The following is a 19,236-nucleotide window of genomic DNA, read 5'->3' on the forward strand; positions in this document are numbered from 1 at the left end:
CGGTGATTTTAGCGGACTGAATGGTAAAAGCAAACGTTTGCTACCGAAGTTTCATAAGATAAAAAGTGTATATAACGACCTTTTTATATAACTTTCAGCTGTTTTTTGGTTAAAATCCAGCTGCTGACTTTTCTAAACCCTGAAATTCCAGTGAAGGATAATTAAAAGCGTCTGTGAGAAATATGCGCAAACAGGAGCACTTCTATGTTTTATCTCGACACACTTTCTACGCTTGTTGCCGCAACTCTCGTGTTGTTACTGGGCCGTAAAATGGTCCATACCATACCGCTGTTAAAAAAATACACTATCCCTGAACCGGTAGCGGGTGGACTCTTAATCGCTCTGGCCTTGTTGGTGCTCAAAAAGAGCGTCGGCTGGGAATTTGAATTTGATATGAGCCTCAAAGACCCTTTGATGCTCGCCTTCTTCGCCACCATCGGCCTTAACGCCAACCTTTCCAGCCTGCGTGCGGGCGGCAAAGTTGTCGGTATTTTCCTGGTTGTGGTTGTTGGTTTGCTGGTGATGCAAAACGCCATCGGTATCGGTATGGCGAGCCTGTTGGGTCTTGATCCATTAATGGGATTACTGGCAGGTTCTATTACGTTATCAGGCGGGCATGGTACGGGAGCGGCCTGGAGTAAGCTGTTTACCGAGCGCTATGGCTTCCAGAACGCCACTGAAGTTGCGATGGCTTGCGCAACGTTTGGTTTAGTGTTGGGTGGTTTGATTGGCGGGCCGGTGGCGCGTTATCTGGTCAAACACTCATCCACGCCAAATGGCACACCTGAAGATAGCATTGATCCCACCGCTTTTGAAAAACCGGCTGTCGGACGCATGATCACCTCAATGGTGATGATTGAAACCATTGCGATGATTGCTATCTGCCTTACCGTGGGTAAGTTTGCGGGCCAACTCATTCAAGGCACGAGCTTTGAATTACCGACGTTTGTTTGCGTGTTATTTGTTGGGGTTATCCTCAGCAACACACTCTCACTGCTCGGCTTCTATCGGGTATTTGAACGTGCAGTTTCCGTGCTCGGGAATGTCAGTTTGTCGCTGTTCCTTGCTATGGCGCTGATGAGCCTAAAGCTGTGGGAGCTGGCTTCTCTGGCGTTGCCTATGCTGGCGATTCTGACGGTGCAGACCATCTTTATGGCACTGTATGCCATCTTCGTGACGTATCGTTTGATGGGCAAAAACTACGATGCGGCGGTTCTCGCTGCGGGGCATTGTGGTTTTGGCCTGGGCGCAACGCCTACAGCAATCGCTAACATGCAGGCGATTACCGAGCGCTTTGGCCCGTCACACATGGCGTTCCTGGTGGTGCCAATGGTTGGCGCGTTCTTTATTGATATTGTCAATGCGTTGGTGATTAAGATGTATCTGATGCTGCCAATCTTTGGCTAAGCATCAGGCATTTGAATAGCGTTCCGTTTCAGGCATCCAGCGTTCAATGAGCGCGGTTGCCTGCTCGGGATAGCGTTCATGGATATGGCGCGCAAGGCGCTGTACTTCTGGAATCATCGCCTGATCGCGCAGCAAATCAGCTACTTTAAACTCGGCATTCCCCGTCTGACGCGTGCCGAGTAATTCTCCTGGCCCACGAATTTCTAAATCCTTTTGTGCAATCACAAAGCCATCGTTGCTATCGCGCAACACCTGCAATCGCAGCTGCGCCGTTTTTGATAGCGGCGATTTATAAAGCAACACGCAGTGGGATGCGACGGCACCACGGCCAACACGACCACGAAGCTGGTGGAGTTGCGCAAGACCGAGACGTTCCGGGTTTTCAATAATCATCAGGCTGGCATTCGGCACATCCACACCCACTTCAATGACGGTTGTGGCGATCAACAGATGAATCGAGCCCTCTTTGAAAGCCTGCATCACGGCCTGCTTTTCTTGAGGCTTCATGCGGCCATGAACCAGGCCAACGTTCAGATTCGGCAGAGCAGCTTTTAACTCATCCCATGTGACTTCTGCGGCCTGGGCTTCCAGCAATTCAGACTCTTCTATCAGTGTACAGACCCAGTACGCCTGGCGACCTTCATTGCTACACGCTTCTCGTACCCGTTCGATAATATCGTTGCGGCGTGTATCAGGAATCGCAACAGTGGTAACTGGCGTACGGCCTGGTGGCAGCTCGTCGATAGTGGACGTATCCAGATCGGCATAGGCCGTCATTGCCAGCGTGCGCGGAATTGGGGTGGCAGTCATGATAAGTTGATGCGGATGGAATCCCTGAATCTGGCCCTTTTCCCACAGCGCCAGACGTTGATGGACGCCAAAGCGATGTTGTTCATCAATGATGACTAACGCGAGCTGCGAGAACTGCACCTGTTCCTGGAAGATCGCGTGCGTTCCCACCACCATCGACACCTGGCCGCTGGCGATTGCGTCTTGCTGAGCGATACGGGCTTTGCCTTTCTGCTTTCCTGCCAGCCAGCCCACTTCAATTCCCAGCGGCGCAAACCACTGGCGGAAGTTATTGGCGTGCTGCTCGGCGAGCAATTCTGTTGGTGCCATCAGACCGACTTGTTTGCCATGCGCAATCGCACGCAGTGCGGCGAGTGCAGCAACCAGCGTTTTGCCCGATCCTACATCACCTTGCACCAGGCGCATCATCGGTACATCGAGTGCTAAGTCGTGTTCGATTTCCGCCACAACGCGTTCCTGCGCACCGGTTGGTTTAAACGGCAGTGCTGCTAACAGGCGGTTTTTTAACTCGTCATGATCATGCAACGGCAACGCATGATAACGCTGGGCACCCGCACGCAACGCGAGCATGCTCAGGTTATGAGCCAGTAATTCTTCGAGTATTAAGCGCTGTTGAGCTGGGTGTTTTCCCGTTTCCAGATCGGCTAACTGCATGGTTGGCGGCGGGCGATGCAGAGTGCGCAACGCTTCTGGCAGGCTCATCATTCCCTTGCTCAAATCAGCCGGGAGCAATTCTGCAATGGCGCAGGTATCCAGCAATTCCAGAGCCTGGTCGGTGAGTTTGCGCAGTGTCGCCTGGCGGATACCTTCCGTCGTGGGGTAAACCGGCGTCAGCGTTTCCTGCAATTCTGGTGTGCTGAGGTCGCCCTGAATACGGTATTCCGGGTGAATCATTTCCGCGCCGTGCGTGCCGCGTTTCGCTTCACCATAGGCAAGCACGCGTTTACCGTTCGCGAGGCTGTTTTTCATTGCGGCGTTGAAGTTGAAAAACCGCATCGTCAGGATGCCGGTACCGTCAGAAATCTGGCAGGTCATCATACGGCGGCGGCCAAAACTGATATTACAGTTCAGCACTTCGCCTTCTACCGTGGCGTATACACCGGGTATAAGGTCGTTAATAGGGTAGAGATGGGTGCGGTCTTCGTAGCGAAGCGGAAGGTGGAGAAGAAGATCCTGAATGGTATACAAGCCAATTTTGGCTAGTTTACCGCTCTGGCTGGCGCCCACTCCGGCAAGCGTACTTAACGGTATGGCATCCAGCAAACGGCCTTTCATCCGACTACTCCGCAGATTGCATTGTGGCCCACCATGCGGCATCAGCTTCTATCTCACCTTGCTGATTCACATGCGGGTAGGGCAAACCTTTACGGCGAGAAACGCGCGCCAGCACCGGGTAACCGCCTTCAAACAGCAGTCGCTGTTGCTCGGACTCCGGCAGGGTACTGTTTTCGCGTTGATACATTCCGGCATTCTGACGTTGGCGCTGCGCTTCATAAAGAATGAGGGCGGAAGCCACGGAAACGTTTAGAGATTGCACCATGCCAACCATCGGAATAATGATGTCCTGGTCAGCCAGCGCTAGTGCTTCTTGTGTGATACCGGTTTTTTCCTGACCCATCAGAATGCAGGTCGGGCGCGTGTAATCAATTTCGCGAAAATCGACGGCTTTATCCGAAAGGTTGGTGGCGAGGATTTGCATCCCGTTGTTTTTCAAATGGCTAACGGCATCGCCAATATTGCGGTGTGTTTTCACTTCAACCCAGGAGTTACTTCCGGCAGCAGAAGAGGCCATGGTACGCATTCTGTTACCAGGCCAAACCGCGTGAACTTCATGCACGCCCACTGCATCAGCGGTGCGAATAATCGCTGAGACGTTATGAGGTTTATGGACTTGTTCCATGCAGACGGTCAGATCAGGCTGACGCCTGGCAAGCATCTCGCAAATACGCGCATAACGTTGAGGATTCATAACACTAGTTTCGGTTGCGGGTAACTTTAATGACATCCGGCATTACGCGAATCTTGCGCATAACATTGGCCAGATGAACACGGTCGCGGGCAGATAAACGAATGAACGCGCTGTAAACGCGGCCATCTTTCTCTTCAGTATTCAGACTGTGGATATTCGAACCTGCGGTATTGATTGCCGCGGTCAGGTTTGCCAATGCACCCTGATGGTTGAACATATCCACTTTAATTTCAGTGAGGAATTCTTGCTCGGTCTCTTTATCCCACTCGACCGCCATAAACTTCTCGGCTTCTTTTTGGTAGCCACGGATATTACGGCAGGACTCATGGTGAATAACTAACCCTTTGCCAGGGCTGACGTGAGCCACAATCGGGTCACCAGGAATTGGGCGGCAACACTTCGCGAAGGTAATCAGCACACCGTCAGCGCCTTTGATAGGCAAGTGGCTGTGCGCGGGTGTATTTCCTTGCGCAATTACCGATGATTCACCTTGCAGATTCTTAGCCACCACTACGCTCATGGCGTTGCCTAAACCAATTTCAGCCAGCAAATCGTCAAGCGTGGCGAGCTTCATACGCTCAAGCTCACGTTGAATATTTTCCGGCGGAACTTCAGCAAGCTTGCGGCTACCACCTAATGCATGGTTCAGCAGACGGCGCCCCAGGCTGACGGAATCGTCTCGCTTGAGGTTTTTCAGCATCTGGCGGATTTTGGCTCGCGCTTTCGAACTTACAACGAAGTTCAGCCAGGCAGCGTTAGGGCGAGCGCCCGGTGCGGTAATGATTTCGATTGTCTGGCCGCTGCTAAGCGACTGTGACAGCGGATAGGGTTGCCTGTCGACACGAGCACCAACGCAGGCGTGACCGATGTCAGTATGCACGGCATAGGCGAAATCGACAGGTGTCGCGCCCGCTGGCAATTCGACAATGCGCCCTTCCGGGGTGAAAACGTAAATCTCATCCGGGAACAGATCGGATTTTACGCTCTCGATAAATTCAAATGAGCTACCTGCGCTTTGCTGCAACTCAAGCAGGCTTTGCATCCAGCGCTGGGCGCGAATTTGCGCGGTAGTGCCACTTTCGCCTTGCTCTTTATAAGCCCAGTGAGCGGCAACACCCATTTCTGCCATCTGGTCCATATCTTCGGTACGGATTTGCACTTCAACTGGCACACCGTGTGGGCCAATCATTGAAGTATGCAGGGACTGATATCCGTTCGCTTTTGGAATGGCGATATAGTCTTTAACCCGGCCCGGACGTGGCTTGTAGAGGCTATGCATCTGCCCAAGAACGCGATAACAGGTATCCATATCGTGAACAATTACGCGGAAAGCGTAGATATCCATAATCGAGTGGAAACGCTGCTCTTTAAGCGTCATTTTGCAGTAGATGGAGTAAAGATGTTTCTCGCGGCCACTGACGCGGCAGGGAATGCCTGCTTCTTGCAAACGCCCGTCGATTTCCGAGAGGATTTTTTGAATCATCTCTTTGCGGTTACCACGTGCGGCTTTCACGACTTCTTTAATGACGCGATAGCGGTTCGGGTAAAGCGCTTCAAAGCCCAGTTCTTCCAGCTCGGTTTTCAGGTGATGAATACCAAGACGGTGTGCCAGGGGGCTATAAATTTCGAGGGTTTCGCGAGCAATGCGGCGACGCTTATCAGGGCGCAACGCCCCAAGAGTGCGCATGTTGTGCGTACGGTCAGCGAGTTTGATCAGAATGACGCGGATATCTTGCACCATCGCCATGATCATTTTGCGGAAGTTTTCAGCCTGAGCTTCTTTCTTATCGCGGAATTTCAGTTTGTCGAGCTTAGATACCCCTTCCACCAGTTCGGCAACGCTTTTGCCAAACAGTTGTTCCATATCCTGGTAGGTGGCAGGGGTGTCTTCAATCACATCATGCAGTAGAGCGGCCATCAGCGTTTCATAGTCGAGTTTCATCTCGGCCAGAATGCAGGCAACAGCTACAGGATGGGTGATATAGGGTTCACCGCTTGAACGTGCTTGTCCCTCGTGAGCATCACGCGCAACAAGGTATGCTTGCCGAAGTCGCTTAATCTGCTCCTCGGGCAAGTATGTTTGAATCAGTTGATTCAGGCTTTCAAACAGATACAAGGGCTACCCGCAGGCTAATTAACGACGACCTTCAGCAATAGCGGTAACGGCCTGCAATTCTGCGGCTTCCTGCTCTTGCTGTTCCTGGCGATCACGAACATCGAGAATCTGGTTGGTAATCAACCCTTCTTCGATTTCGCGCAGTGCGATTACAGTCGTTTTGTCGTTTTCTTCAGCAACGAGTGGATCTTTACCACCAGTTTGCATCTGACGAGCGCGACGTGCGGCGACCAGAACCAGGTCAAAACGGTTACCAATTTTCTCAACAGCGTCCTGAACAGTTACGCGTGCCATAATTAAAATGCTCCACAGATGAAGAAATGACTGGGCATGATACTGAAACTGGGCTCAGTCTGCCAATAGTTTGCTGATTAAAGCGTCATGTCGCGCTTTTTGGCGACCCATTCGTAGACGCTCGGCACGAATGATAATTTTTAAATCTGACAGTGCGGTGTCAAAATCGTCGTTGACAATTAAATAGTCATATTCAGCGTAATGGCTCATTTCTGCAACAGCCTGTTCCATACGCTTCGTGATGACTTCTTCACTATCTTGCCCGCGACCACGCAGGCGTCTGTCCAGCTCGTCTTTTGACGGTGGCAGAATAAAGATACTGCGGGCTTGCGGCATTTTCTCACGGATTTGCTGCGCACCTTGCCAGTCAATGTCCAGGAAAACGTCAACGCCGGTTGCCAAAACTTGCTCAATGGCATGGCGAGATGTGCCGTAGTAATTACCGAACACTTCCGCATGTTCAAGGAATGCGTCTTCAGCAATCATCTGCTTAAACTCTTCCTTTTCCACAAAGAAATAGTGCTCGCCATGTTTCTCTCCCGGACGAATACCACGAGTGGTATGGGAAATAGAAACTTGCGTGTCGTACAGCGGTTGTGTCTTTAACAAAGCCTGGATGAGGCTGGATTTTCCTGCTCCACTTGGAGCGGAAACAATATAAAGCGTGCCTTGAGCCATGAGTTCTAACTTATTCTGTAAGCATAAAAAGAAGTGCGTATACCGGCCTATTATACACGGCGTCTTCCCGTCACGGTGAATTTGTCACGTTCAATGGCAATATTTCTGCCATTTTGCGTAATACTTTCCAAAGATCACATCGTGTTACTGCAACAAATTAACTTCCTGTGAAAGCCTCTCGCATTCTGCTGAATCATCATTCGTCATGCTTACTTCCTGGCGTTATACCTTCCTGAGTTTTAAATGGAGGGATTTATGTTGTGGATAACAAAACTTATCGGTTTGCTGGTTTTGCTCAGCTCAGTGGCATCAGCAACCTGCCCTGACTGGTCGCCTGTGCACGCCCAGAAGGAGATGGGAAAACTGAACGAAAAGCTAACAGAATGGGATTGGGCCTATTACCAACAAGGTACCAGTATTGTCAGCGACGCGACCTACGATGGGCTACGCAGTCAGTTTAATGAATGGCAGCATTGCTTTAACCCTGCGGAGCAACCGCAAGAACCTCAGCTTTTCACGGAGGGGAAAGTGCTGCACCCGATTGCTCATACCGGTGTTAAAAAACTTCCGGATGCTGCGGCTGTTGCACAGTGGATAAATGGCAAGTCAGATCTTTGGGTACAGCCCAAAGTGGATGGCGTTGCGGTAACACTGGTTTATCAACAGGGTCGTTTGCTCAAACTCCTTAGCCGTGGCGATGGCGAGAAAGGACAGGACTGGACGGCAAAAGCCAAAATGATTGATGCCATTCCTAAAATGCTTTCCGGTCCGCTGGCTAACAGTGTTTTACAGGGAGAGGTTTTCTTGAAAAGGGAAAATCATGTACAGAAAACAATGGGGAGTATCAGTGCCAGGGGAAAAGCCGCCGGTGCCATGATGCGCAAGGGGGATGCGGGATTACTCAAGGAATTGGGGATATTTATTTGGGCGTGGCCTGATGGCCCCGCTGATATGAACCAAAAGCTAAACTCGCTTGAGAAAGCAGGTTTCTCACTGACTAAAACATGGTCAAAACCTATTAAATCCATGAGCGATATCACCACACTACGGGAGTCCTGGTTTGCGGGCTCCCTACCGTTTGTGACGGATGGGATTGTCATTCGCCAATCCCAGGAACCAGCTGGAAAGCATTGGCTTCCTGGTAAAGCGACATGGGTGATAGCCTGGAAGTTTCCACCTGCACAGCAACTTGCAGAAGTTAAAGATGTTCAATTCTCGATTGGACGCACTGGAAAAATTGCCGTTGTCCTAAACCTGAACCCTTTACAGATTGATGATAAACAAGTTAAGCGCGTCAACATCGGTTCAGTTAAACGTTGGCAGACTATGGATATCGCGCCTGGTGATCAGGTGATGGTGAGTCTTGCTGGGCAAGGGATTCCACGAGTTGATGAAGTGGTTTGGCGCGTCAGTCAGCGTAATAAGCCGCAACCTCCATCAAAAGAGATGATTACGCCTTTAAGTTGCTTGTATTTCGAAACCCGGTGCCGTGAGCAGTTTATTGCTCGACTGGCATGGATAAGCTCTCCCGCTGTTCTGAATATAAATGGTGTGAGCGTAAGTTCATGGCAGCAACTTCAACAAAAATTGAGCCTGGAACATATCTTTTCCTGGTTGGCGCTCACGCAGGAAGAGTTATCAAAAATTAGCGGTTTCTCTTCAGCTAAAACCGTGCAACTTTGGCAGCAATTCACGAAAACACGGCAGTTGCCGTTTAAACAATGGTTGATGGCATTTGGTCTGCCGCTACCAAGAGCAGTACTCACGACAATGCCGGATTCACAATGGCTGCATTTAGTCGCCCGGGATGAACTAAACTGGCAAAAGCTTCCCGGTATTGGTCCCGGGAGAGCTAAAAAGTTGGTGGAGTTTGTGAATCACCCCCAAATCGCGGCCCTTGCGGCTTTTCTGGCGCAGCAGGGAATTCAGGGGTTTAGCAATTAGTGATCCGCGTGCTTGTAATGAAACACGGGCAAGCCAAGGCGCAGGCGCAATGCCAGCAAACGCGTGGTGAATCCAAATATCAATGTGGAAATGATAACGACGTCCTGGTTGGAAACGTAGTGCTGCAAAACGATGTAAAGCACCGCAGAGGCGAACGCAATGCCTGCATACAATTCCTTCTGAAATACCAGTGGGATGCGTTTACAGAACATGTCGCGTAGTACACCGCCAAACACACCCGTTACCACGGCTGCAATTATTGCGATGATTGGCCCTTCCCCCATATCCAACGCAATTTGCGCACCGATGATCGAGAACACCACCAGGCCCAGGGCGTCTAGCACCAGAAAAAGACGGCGCAGGTGAGGCATTACAGGAGCAAACACTGTTGTGAGTACCGCCGCGACGGCAACAATGATGACATATTCAGGATGCTTCACCCAACCCAGAGGGTAGTGCCCCAGGAGGATATCGCGTACTGAGCCACCCCCAAGAGCCGTGGCTGTTGCGATGATAATCACACCGAAAGTATCCATACGACGGCGGCCAGCTGCTAACGCGCCAGTCATTGCCTCGGCAGTAATGCCGACCAAATAAAGAATATGTAACAGCATTGATACCCCCAATTTAAACGCTGGGAGGGTAACGTTTTGCGAATGACATCACGATTGAGTTTTTTTAAAGCGAAGCGGTTTCGATAACATTTACTAATGCAAGAATGTTTTTATCGGCAGTTATATATGGGTTTTTATTGCTGGATGGATTTAAAATGGATTAGTTAAATTATTGCTTAAAGAGAGCTCAACTAACAAAAGCCCGCATGGCGCGGGCTTAAAGTTCAATATGAACATTACTCAATGTTCTGGATTTGCTCGCGCATCTGCTCAATCAGCACTTTCAATTCAATAGCTGAATTGGTGACATCTGAATTGATAGATTTTGACGCCAGGGTGTTCGACTCGCGGTTGAACTCTTGCATCATAAAATCGAGGCGGCGGCCAACAGCTTCTTTTTTCTTCAGAATGTTGTACGTCTCTTTAACGTGCGCTTCGAGGCGGTCAAGCTCTTCAGCGACATCTACACGCTGCGCCATTAACACCAGTTCTTGTTCAAGACGGTTATTTTCAAGCTGAACTTGAGCGTCTTCAAGTTTGGCAACTAAACGCTCGCGCTGCCATTTCAGAACTTCTGGCATTTGCGCACGAACTTTAACGACTTCACCGCTCACACCTTCAAGGCGTTGCTCGATAAGTTCTTTCAGTGCCTGACCTTCTGTTTCACGCGCAATAATGAAGTCGTCCAGCGCGCCGTCCAATGCGGCAAGGATTTCAGCGGTAATGGCATCGAGATCCTGCTCTTGAGCAGACATCACACCAGGCCAGCGCAGAATATCAACCGGGTTGATTTCGCCTTCGTCGCTTTGCATTTTTACCCAGTTCGCTGCTTCAACCAGCTGTTTAGCCAATTTTTCGTTGAGCAGCAAAGAGCTTTGAGAGCGAGTATCGGGCTCGAAACGCAGGTTACATTCGACTTTCCCACGGGTTAAGCGGGTACGAATACGCTCGCGTGCCACAGGTTCGAGGCTACGGAATTGCTCCGGCATGCGGATGTAAGTTTCGAGATAACGCTGGTTTACCGAACGTAACTCCCAGGAGGCGCTGCCCCATTCGCCTTTAACTTCACGTCGGGCATAGGCGGTCATACTGCGGATCATATTTCGTAACCGTATTCTGTAATAGATGTGGGGATTATAGCCATGCCCGGCCTGACAGGATAGGAATAAGCGAGCGAAGTCCGTATAATGCGCAGCCACATTCGTTTTAGCCGGAGATAACCCCATGCGTCCATCAGGTCGTAGCGTCGATCAAGTGCGCCCAGTCACCCTGACCCGTAATTACACCAAACACGCAGAAGGCTCCGTGCTGGTCGAGTTCGGCGATACTAAAGTACTTTGTACCGCCACCGTTGAAGAGGGTGTTCCGCGCTTTCTGAAAGGCCAGGGTCAAGGTTGGATCACTGCTGAATATGGTATGTTGCCGCGTGCAACCCATAGCCGTAATGCTCGTGAAGCAGCAAAAGGTAAGCAGGGCGGCCGTACTCTTGAGATTCAGCGCCTGATTGCTCGTTCACTGCGGGCAGCAGTGGATTTGAAAGTCTTGGGCGAATACACCATTACTCTGGACTGCGATGTTTTGCAGGCAGACGGTGGCACTCGCACAGCATCTATTACGGGTGCATGTGTTGCGCTGGCTGATGCTCTGAACAAACTGGTTGCTGCTGGGAAATTAAAAACCAACCCAATGAAAGGTATGGTTGCAGCGGTATCAGTCGGTATCGTTAAAGGCGAAGCTCTGTGCGACCTGGAATATGTTGAAGATTCTGCAGCAGAAACCGACATGAACGTCGTGATGATGGAAGATGGACGCATGATTGAGGTTCAGGGCACCGCAGAAGGCGAGCCGTTCACCCATGAAGAGTTGTTGGCGCTACTGGCGCTGGCACGAGGGGGAATTGAATCAATCGTAACGGCGCAGAAGGCGGCGTTAGAGAATTAATTTTAGGCGACTCTGAGAGTCGCCTTTTTTATACCCGTGATACTTCAGGCTTCATTGTCGTTGGCAGTATTCGCTCGCCATGACGTAACTCGAATTATTTCAGGTAAATGTATAAATGAAATTTATAGGAGCAAATCCATGAAACCGTATCAGCGCCAGTTTATTGAGTTTGCGCTTAACAAGCAGGTCCTTAAGTTCGGCGAATTCACGCTGAAATCTGGCCGCACCAGCCCGTATTTCTTCAATGCAGGGCTGTTCAATACCGGGCGCGACCTGGCACTGTTGGGGCGTTTTTATGCCGCCGCGTTAGTTGATTCGGGGATTGAGTTTGATTTGCTGTTTGGGCCGGCTTACAAAGGGATTCCAATTGCGACGACTACGGCTGTTGCGTTGGCCGAACATCACGAGCTTGATCTGCCATATTGCTTTAACCGCAAAGAAGCAAAAGATCATGGTGAAGGCGGTAATCTGGTCGGTAGTGCACTGCAAGGGCGCGTGATGCTGGTGGATGATGTGATCACCGCAGGGACGGCAATTCGTGAATCAATGGAAATCATTGCGGCGAACAATGCCTCTCTGGCGGGTGTGCTAATTTCTCTTGACCGCCAGGAACGTGGCCGTGGCGAAATTTCAGCTATTCAGGAAGTTGAGCGTGATTACCAGTGCAAAGTGATCTCAATCATCACTCTGAAAGACCTGGTTGAATATCTGGAAGAAAAACCTGAGATGGCCGTGCATTTAGCGGCTGTACAGGATTACCGTACTCAGTACGGCGTATAAGAAAAAGGGCCTTTTAAGGCCCTTTTCAATTAACGAAGCTGTGCGGCAACCAGTGGCCAGCGGGTATCAAAATCATCGGTCGGTAAATAGCGGAACTCGCTACGCACAAAACGCGACAGCGTCCCTTCACAAAATGCCAGAAGAAGACTTGCCAGCAGTGATTCATCTGTGATGAAACCTTCTCCTTCACGCATCTTTTTTTCGCGCATGACCTGGCGCAACTGGACTTCGATGCGCTCAAAAAGCTGATTGATCCGGCCTTGCAGTCGGTCTTGTTCAAACATCAATGCATGACCGGTCAGAATGCGAGTCAGGCCAGGGTTACGTTCGCCAAATCCCAGAATCAAGAGAACGATTAAACGTAAACGTGCGTGGGTATTTTTCTCATCTTTCAGAATAAGATTGATACGGGTAATCAGAGTGTCTTCAATAAACTCGATAAGGCTATCGAACATCTTCGTTTTACTAGGAAAATGTCGATAAAGTGCTGCTTCGGAAACACCAACAGTCGCCGCAAGCTTGGCGGTTGTGATTCGTTGGCTGCCATCACTGGATTCAAGCATTTGGGCCAGAGACTGAAGTATTTCTTCGCGACGATTCCGTTTCGCAATTTGTTTTTCTGCCATGTTCTAAAATACCCCTGAAATAACGCACTTGTCAGGCAAGTAGCCACACAGCGCTCGCAAACTTAAAGTTTGCGGTTTTTTCACATTTTTTACGCTGTGGGGTTACGTGTATAAACGAAGTTACTGACGGCCTGAATGGCCGAAACCACCTTCGCCGCGGTCGCTGGAGTCAAAATCTTCAACCAGGTTGAATTCAGCCTGTACGACAGGCACAAATACCATTTGAGCAATACGCTCACCGGGTTCAATAGTGAAGTGGTCTTGTCCACGGTTCCAGACTGAAACCATCAACTGACCCTGGTAATCGGAGTCTATCAGCCCAACAAGGTTGCCTAAAACTACGCCATGCTTATGACCAAGACCTGAACGAGGCAGAATGACTGCCGCCAGAGACGGATCGGCGATATGGATAGCCAGCCCCGTTGGAATCAACTTGGTGACACCAGGAGCTAGCTCTACGGCGTCATCCAGGCAGGCACGTAGATCAAGACCCGCAGAGCCGGAAGTTGCATAAGTCGGCAGTGGGAACTGTTGGCCAACGCGTGGGTCCAGAATCTTAACGTCGATTTTTTTCATCATAACGGGTAACTATCTCGTTCAGTAAAAGATGGCCAAGGAGTTCCTTACGCTCAAGAGGTAAGACTTTATCTCCATCCTGCCAGAAAAGGTGTAATGCATTGTTTTCGCTGTTAAATCCCTGTCCTGCTTGTGAAACATCATTTGCACAAATCAGGTCGAGGTTTTTACTCAGGCGTTTTTGCTGGGCGTATTCTTCCACATTATTTGTTTCGGCGGCAAACCCAACAACATAAGGACGATGAGTTAAAAGTGCTGCGACACCGGCAACAATATCCGGGTTTTTTATCATTTTTATTGTAATTTCATCGCCTTGCTTTTTGATTTTTTCGTCTGCAACGGTTGCGGCACGATAATCTGCAACAGCCGCACAGCCAACGAAAATTTGTTGCGTCTGAACATGTTGTTGCACTGCGGCTTCCATTTCCAGAGCGGTGGTGACATCAACACGTTTTACCCAGGCTGGAGTAGGCAAAGAAACTGGGCCAGAGATTAATGTCACATTTGCACCACGTGCAGCCGCTGCCGCTGCGATCGCATAGCCCATTTTGCCTGAGCTATCATTGGTGATGTAGCGCACCGGGTCCAGACGTTCACGGGTCGGGCCTGCAGTAATCATGACATTAAGATGTTGCAGATCTTTGATGACAGAAAAATGTTGAGCTGCCATTTCAACAATCGTTAAAGGGTCAAGCATTCTACCCGGGCCGACATCGCCACAGGCCTGGCTGCCGCTATCTGGACCCCATATCAGTAAACCGCGCGAAGCGAGAGTTTCAAGATTGTGCTGAGTTGCAGTTGCCCGGTACATTTGCTGATTCATGGCAGGCACGACCGCAACGGGAGAGGGGGTTGCGAGACATATTGTACTCACAAGGTCATTTGCCATGCCTGCGGTAATGCGAGCAATTAAATCCGCTGTGGCAGGTGCCAGGATGACTAAATCTGCCCATTTTCCTAATTCTATATGACCCATTGCCGCTTCTGCTGCGGGATCCAGCAAGCTATCTGACACAGGATATCCCGACACGGCTTGTAAACTCAGAGGCGTAATAAAGGCTTTGGCTGCCTCTGTCATAACCACTCGAACCTCCGCGCCGCGTTCACGCAGACGGCGTACCAGCTCTGGTGTCTTATAGGCAGCGATTCCGCCGCTCACACCCAGAACAATTTTTTTGCCAGAAAGCCCCATCATGATTTTTCCACCAGAAGTCACAGTCATCTGGCTATTTTACCACACTCATTCGGTATCGACTTTTTGCTGTTTGCGAGACATCCCGCATGGAGGAAATCTGCATGTCGAATGTGTTTGATGAGTTGTGCACAATGACGGCCAGAGAAGGGCAAGGAGGTTCTGGTGGAAGAAATAATGGAATTGGATAAGGCGAGTATGCCGCGTGAAAAGCTGTTGAAATTTGGTGCCAGCGCATTATCCGATGTGGAGCTTTTGGCACTCTTTTTACGCACTGGCTGCAATAATATGAATGTACTCGCGTTCGCACACAATTTGCTGGACCAGTTCGGTTCACTTAGCAGGCTGTTGTCGGCAGATTACTCACAATTCAAGGAAGTGAAGGGCATTGGTGCAGCGAAATATACGCAACTCAACGCCATTGCGGAGTTGGCGAGGCGTTATTACTATTCGCGTGGAGTTGAAGAACTAACCCTTAAAGGACCAGAATCAGTCAGGGAGTTTATCCAGAGCCAATTGACGAATGCAGAACGCGAGATCTTTATGGTGATTTTTCTGGATAACCAGCATCGGGTGATTAAACATTGCCCAATGTTTTCTGGAACGCTGAACCATGTAGAGGTCCATCCAAGAGAAATTGTGCGCGAAGCGATGAAATCCAATGCAGCGGCGTTAATACTCGCGCATAATCACCCGTCTGGTCGAGCAGAACCGAGCAAAGCTGATCGTGTTATTACCGAACGCATCATAAAAGTTTGCCTGTTTATGGAAATACAAGTGCTCGATCACCTTGTTATTGGCCGTGGAGAGTACGTTTCTTTTGCCGAACGTGGGTGGATTTAGAACGAATTAGGCGATCCTTGGGGATCTTTGTCTGTTCGGGACTTGAGCACATGCGTTATGCAGCGTATACTACGCCACCTTTGAGAATCTCGGGTTTTGGCATTATGCGCCTGGCACTGTGGTTCACATTGAACCGCCAGGGACCAGGCTTGCGGCCTGACGAGGCGCCATAACCCTATACGAAGCTCGAGCTAATTTGATTTTTGGAGAATAGACATGTCCCGAGTCTGCCAAGTTACTGGCAAGCGTCCGGTGACCGGTAATAACCGTTCCCACGCAATGAACGCGACCAAACGCCGTTTCCTGCCGAACCTGCACTCTCACCGTTTTTGGGTTGAGAGCGAGAAGCGTTTTGTCACACTGCGTGTATCTGCTAAAGGTATGCGTGTAATTGATAAGAAGGGTATCGAAACGGTCTTGGCCGATATGCGTACCCGTGGCGAGAAGTACTAAGAGGAACTAAGTCATGGCTAAAGGTGTTCGCGAGAAGATCAAGCTGGTTTCTTCTGCTGGTACTGGTCACTTCTATACCACCACGAAGAACAAGCGTACTAAGCCGGAAAAACTGGAACTGAAAAAGTTCGATCCAGTTGTCCGTCAACACGTACTGTACAAAGAAGCTAAAATTAAATAATTTTAGTATCTTTGATGAAAACCTCGCTTCGGCGGGGTTTTTTTGTTTTAGGGTTTTGAGCCTGGAGGAGAGATGCCTGAATTACCTGAAGTAGAAACCAGTCGCCGAGGTATTGAACCGCATTTGGTTGGCGAAACCATTCTGCATGCGATTGTGCGAAATGGCCGTCTGCGTTGGCCTGTCTCTGATGAAATTCATGCGCTTAGCGATAAACCTGTTCTGAGCGTACAGCGCCGCGCTAAATACCTTCTGCTGGAGCTTCCGGACGGTTGGATTATTATCCATCTCGGAATGTCTGGCAGCTTACGCATCCTCCCTGAAGATTATCCCGCTGAAAAGCATGACCACGTGGATTTGGTCATGAGCAATGGCAAAGTACTACGTTATACCGATCCGCGCCGTTTTGGTGCCTGGCTGTGGGCGAAAGAGCTAGAGGGCAGTAATGTTCTGGCGCATCTTGGGCCGGAACCTTTAAGCGACGAATTTTCGGCTGAGTATCTGCGTGAAAAATCCGCGAAAAAGAAAATGGCGATTAAGCCCTGGCTGATGGATAACAAGCTGGTCGTCGGTGTCGGTAATATTTATGCCAGCGAATCGTTATTTGCTGCGGGAATTCACCCTGACCGTGCTGCTCAGTCGTTGTCAAAAAACGAATGCGAATTACTGGTCAAAACGATTAAAGCCGTACTGCTACGTTCGATTGAACAAGGTGGGACGACATTGAAGGATTTTTTACAGTCGGACGGTAAACCTGGATATTTCGCTCAGGAACTACAGGTCTATGGCCGCACAGGGGAACCGTGTCGGGTGTGCGGTGCGCCAATTGTCATCAGCAAGCATGGGCAACGCAGCACTTTTTATTGCCGCCATTGCCAGAAATAATCACTTTAGTTTTTCAAGCAACGCCTGGTGTACTTGTTCTGGTAAGAAGTGTGCGACGTCACCTGCGTGGCGCGCGACTTCTTTCACCAATGATGAAGAGACAAAAGACCACTCTTTTGATGGCATCAGGAAGACGCTTTCCAGCTCTGGCATTAAGTGACGGTTCATATGAGCCAGTTGCATCTCATACTCGAAATCAGCCGCTGTACGTAACCCTCTTACCAGAATATTTGCTTGTTGAGTTTTGGCGAAATTCGCCATCAGATCGCCAAATCCGACCACTTCTACATTAGGCAAATGGGCTATAGCGCCTTGCGCAAGATGCACTCTTTCTTCAAGGGTGAACATGGTTTTTTTGTGGGGGCTGTTAGCAATTGCCAGAATTAGGGTATCGAACATCTTCGATGCGCGAGTCACGATGTCCAGATGGCCGTTGGTGATTGGATCGAAAGTTCCTGGATAGATAGCCCGCTTTTGCATGTCAGACCTTAATGTGCTTTGAGTGGCAAATAGGGTTCCAGCAGTTGCAACAAACGTTGTAGGGCGCCCTGATTTTGATAGAGCACTTCCACTGCATGGCGACCATAGAAGTTTCGATAATCTTCGTCAGTAAGTAAAGAGCTAATCTCTTTAGTCAAAGAAGCGGTATCCGTCACGGTGATCAGGCCGCTTGCCTGTGACAGTCGGGCGCAAATATCTTTAAAGTTAAAGGTATGTGGGCCCATCAACACAGGAATCGCGTGAGCTGCTGGTTCAAGAGGATTATGTCCACCGCGTTCAACCAGCGAGCCGCCGACAAACGCAAGGTCAGCAATTCCATATAACAGCATAAGCTCGCCCATGGTATCGCCAATGACAACCTGAGTGCTGGCAGAAGGAACATCACCAGAAGAACGAGTAATAAAGCTTAACGCTTTCTGGCGAGCCAGATTAATCGCATCAGGGAAACGTTCAGGATGGCGAGGAACCAGTATCAGCAGCAAATCTGGGAACTGTTTTAGAAGCATCTGATGTGCATCTAGCACCACGTTTTCTTCACCTTCATGCGTGCTGGTTGCAATCCACACAGGGCGATGAGGTGCCCATTGGCGGCGCAGTGTGACGGCGCGAGCAGCGAGTTGTGGCGTTACTGAAATATCAAATTTGAGGCTGCCAGTGACGGTTAACTGGCTGCGTTTTGCGCCTAAAGCAATGAAACGCTCGCCATCTTCTTCATTCTGAGCCGCAATGAGTGTGATGCGGCGTAATAATGAACGAATGAATTTGCCCAGCCGGGCATAGCCCGCAGCTGAACGAGCAGACAATCGTGCATTGGCAATGACTAGCGGAATATGGCGTTTATGCAATGCTGATATAAGGTTCGGCCATAACTCGGTTTCCATAATCAGAACCAGTTTAGGGTCTACCTTATCAAGAAAGCGATTAAGCGAGCCGGGGAGATCATAAGGCAGGTAAAGATGTTGGACGTCACCGCCAAATGCTGACATGACTCGTTCAGAGCCGGTCGGTGTCATTGTTGTTACGGTTATCGGTAATTCTGGGTAGCGATGACGGAGTGCACGGACCAGCGGTATAGCCGCCAGCGTTTCGCCGACGGAAACGGAGTGCAACATAATGCCGCCAGGCTTTAGCGGCTTACGATAAAAACCGTAGCGCTCACCCCAACGTTTACGATACGCAGGAGCCTTACGACCACGCACCCACAAGCGCACCCAAATGAGTGGCTGAATGAGATAGAAAAGTGTGGTGTAAAACAACTGGAGCATTGGACGTAACTGACTTATGAATGTGCTGGGGATTCTATGTATTTAACTGCGGCTTTACCAACACTTTTGCCCCATTTGCTTTAAATCGCGCAAACTGGCGTTAAAAAGCTTCAATATTATTAAATATTTGGATTTTTACAGAAATAGTTGAAGGGTTTTATCAC

At 49.8% G+C, this 19,236-nt stretch carries 20 protein-coding genes; 8 read left to right on the forward strand and 12 right to left on the reverse strand.

Translation table 11 applies throughout. The features are described from left to right. The first annotated feature begins 204 nt into the window (after positions 1-204). Positions 205-1,407: a sodium/glutamate symporter gene (gltS, locus tag AC0IWZ_RS21455; RefSeq protein WP_034499974.1), complete on the forward strand. Its 1,203-nt coding sequence runs from the start codon at positions 205-207 to the stop codon at positions 1,405-1,407. 3 nt (positions 1,408-1,410) lie between these two features. Here gltS and recG read toward each other — a convergent pair whose 3' ends face one another. From recG to gmk, 5 genes are read right to left on the reverse strand one after another with little or no spacing between them, the layout of a single operon-like run. Next, positions 1,411-3,492, reverse strand: a complete 2,082-nt coding sequence (gene recG / locus AC0IWZ_RS21460) for an ATP-dependent DNA helicase RecG (protein ID WP_471678513.1) — start codon at positions 3,490-3,492, stop codon at positions 1,411-1,413. A 4-nt stretch (positions 3,493-3,496) separates the two neighbouring features. After that, entirely contained in the window at positions 3,497-4,186 is a 690-nt protein-coding gene (gene trmH, locus AC0IWZ_RS21465; RefSeq protein WP_034499977.1) for a tRNA (guanosine(18)-2'-O)-methyltransferase TrmH, read from the reverse strand. Positions 4,187-4,190: 4 nt separating this feature from the next. Continuing rightward, positions 4,191-6,302: a bifunctional GTP diphosphokinase/guanosine-3',5'-bis pyrophosphate 3'-pyrophosphohydrolase gene (gene spoT / locus AC0IWZ_RS21470; protein ID WP_034499979.1), complete on the reverse strand. Its 2,112-nt coding sequence runs from the start codon at positions 6,300-6,302 to the stop codon at positions 4,191-4,193. 18 nt (positions 6,303-6,320) lie between these two features. Continuing rightward, positions 6,321-6,596, reverse strand: coding sequence for a DNA-directed RNA polymerase subunit omega (gene rpoZ / locus AC0IWZ_RS21475; protein ID WP_034499980.1), 276 nt, complete (start codon positions 6,594-6,596; stop codon positions 6,321-6,323). A 54-nt stretch (positions 6,597-6,650) separates the two neighbouring features. Then, positions 6,651-7,274 carry a guanylate kinase gene (gene gmk, locus AC0IWZ_RS21480; RefSeq protein ID WP_034499981.1) on the reverse strand — a complete coding sequence of 208 codons (624 nt, stop codon included), beginning with the start codon at positions 7,272-7,274 and terminating at the stop codon, positions 6,651-6,653. Positions 7,275-7,529: 255 nt separating this feature from the next. Here gmk and ligB point away from each other — a divergent pair, with 255 nt between their 5' ends. Further along, positions 7,530-9,218 carry an NAD-dependent DNA ligase LigB gene (gene ligB, locus AC0IWZ_RS21485; RefSeq protein ID WP_471678511.1) on the forward strand — a complete coding sequence of 563 codons (1,689 nt, stop codon included), beginning with the start codon at positions 7,530-7,532 and terminating at the stop codon, positions 9,216-9,218. Here the strand turns inward: ligB and AC0IWZ_RS21490 are convergent. Then, positions 9,215-9,832 (reverse strand): trimeric intracellular cation channel family protein, encoded by a 618-nt coding sequence (locus AC0IWZ_RS21490; RefSeq protein WP_034499983.1) that lies wholly within the window; start codon positions 9,830-9,832, stop codon positions 9,215-9,217. The genes ligB and AC0IWZ_RS21490 overlap by 4 nt on opposite strands. A 236-nt stretch (positions 9,833-10,068) precedes the next feature. After that, the gene (locus AC0IWZ_RS21495; RefSeq protein WP_471678510.1) at positions 10,069-10,932 is read right to left on the reverse strand and encodes a YicC/YloC family endoribonuclease; all 864 of its coding nucleotides are present in this window, start codon (positions 10,930-10,932) and stop codon (positions 10,069-10,071) included. 124 nt (positions 10,933-11,056) lie between these two features. On the opposite strand from AC0IWZ_RS21495, the gene rph reads away from it, so the two are divergent. Together rph and pyrE are read left to right on the forward strand one after the other, a co-directional pair. Then, positions 11,057-11,773: a ribonuclease PH gene (gene rph, locus AC0IWZ_RS21500; protein ID WP_471678509.1), complete on the forward strand. Its 717-nt coding sequence runs from the start codon at positions 11,057-11,059 to the stop codon at positions 11,771-11,773. A 138-nt stretch (positions 11,774-11,911) separates the two neighbouring features. After that, on the forward strand, positions 11,912-12,553 hold the full coding sequence (gene pyrE, locus AC0IWZ_RS21505) for an orotate phosphoribosyltransferase (RefSeq protein ID WP_259268555.1): 642 nt from the start codon (positions 11,912-11,914) through the stop codon (positions 12,551-12,553). A gap of 29 nt (positions 12,554-12,582) precedes the next feature. Here the strand turns inward: pyrE and slmA are convergent, their stop codons facing one another. The 3 genes from slmA to coaBC form a co-directional block, all read right to left on the reverse strand. Further along, complete coding sequence (gene slmA, locus AC0IWZ_RS21510) at positions 12,583-13,179, reverse strand: nucleoid occlusion factor SlmA (RefSeq protein ID WP_471678508.1); 597 nt, start codon at positions 13,177-13,179, stop codon at positions 12,583-12,585. Between the two features lie 120 nt (positions 13,180-13,299). After that, on the reverse strand, positions 13,300-13,758 hold the full coding sequence (gene dut / locus AC0IWZ_RS21515; RefSeq protein WP_034499988.1) for a dUTP diphosphatase: 459 nt from the start codon (positions 13,756-13,758) through the stop codon (positions 13,300-13,302). After that, positions 13,736-14,947, reverse strand: coding sequence for a bifunctional phosphopantothenoylcysteine decarboxylase/phosphopantothenate--cysteine ligase CoaBC (gene coaBC, locus AC0IWZ_RS21520; RefSeq protein WP_156104918.1), 1,212 nt, complete (start codon positions 14,945-14,947; stop codon positions 13,736-13,738). Before coaBC ends, dut begins: the two co-directional genes overlap by 23 nt. Before the next feature lie 177 nt (positions 14,948-15,124). On the opposite strand from coaBC, the gene radC reads away from it, so the two are divergent. From radC to mutM, 4 genes are all read left to right on the forward strand, one after another. Then, a complete protein-coding gene (radC, locus tag AC0IWZ_RS21525) occupies positions 15,125-15,790 on the forward strand; it encodes a RadC family protein (RefSeq protein ID WP_471679108.1) in 666 nt (221 codons plus the stop codon). A gap of 216 nt (positions 15,791-16,006) precedes the next feature. Continuing rightward, positions 16,007-16,243, forward strand: coding sequence for a 50S ribosomal protein L28 (rpmB, locus tag AC0IWZ_RS21530; RefSeq protein ID WP_034461465.1), 237 nt, complete (start codon positions 16,007-16,009; stop codon positions 16,241-16,243). Between the two features lie 13 nt (positions 16,244-16,256). Continuing rightward, a complete protein-coding gene (gene rpmG, locus AC0IWZ_RS21535) occupies positions 16,257-16,424 on the forward strand; it encodes a 50S ribosomal protein L33 (RefSeq protein ID WP_002208990.1) in 168 nt (55 codons plus the stop codon). 72 nt (positions 16,425-16,496) lie between these two features. Next, on the forward strand, positions 16,497-17,306 hold the full coding sequence (gene mutM / locus AC0IWZ_RS21540) for a bifunctional DNA-formamidopyrimidine glycosylase/DNA-(apurinic or apyrimidinic site) lyase (protein ID WP_034499991.1): 810 nt from the start codon (positions 16,497-16,499) through the stop codon (positions 17,304-17,306). Here the strand turns inward: mutM and coaD are convergent, their stop codons facing one another. Both coaD and waaA read right to left on the reverse strand, forming a co-directional pair. Next, positions 17,307-17,786, reverse strand: a complete 480-nt coding sequence (gene coaD / locus AC0IWZ_RS21545) for a pantetheine-phosphate adenylyltransferase (RefSeq protein WP_471678507.1) — start codon at positions 17,784-17,786, stop codon at positions 17,307-17,309. Positions 17,787-17,794: 8 nt separating this feature from the next. Next, complete coding sequence (gene waaA, locus AC0IWZ_RS21550; RefSeq protein WP_034499995.1) at positions 17,795-19,072, reverse strand: lipid IV(A) 3-deoxy-D-manno-octulosonic acid transferase; 1,278 nt, start codon at positions 19,070-19,072, stop codon at positions 17,795-17,797. Positions 19,073-19,236 lie beyond the last annotated feature (164 nt).

Source organism: Buttiauxella sp. AC142 (assembly GCF_979253435.1).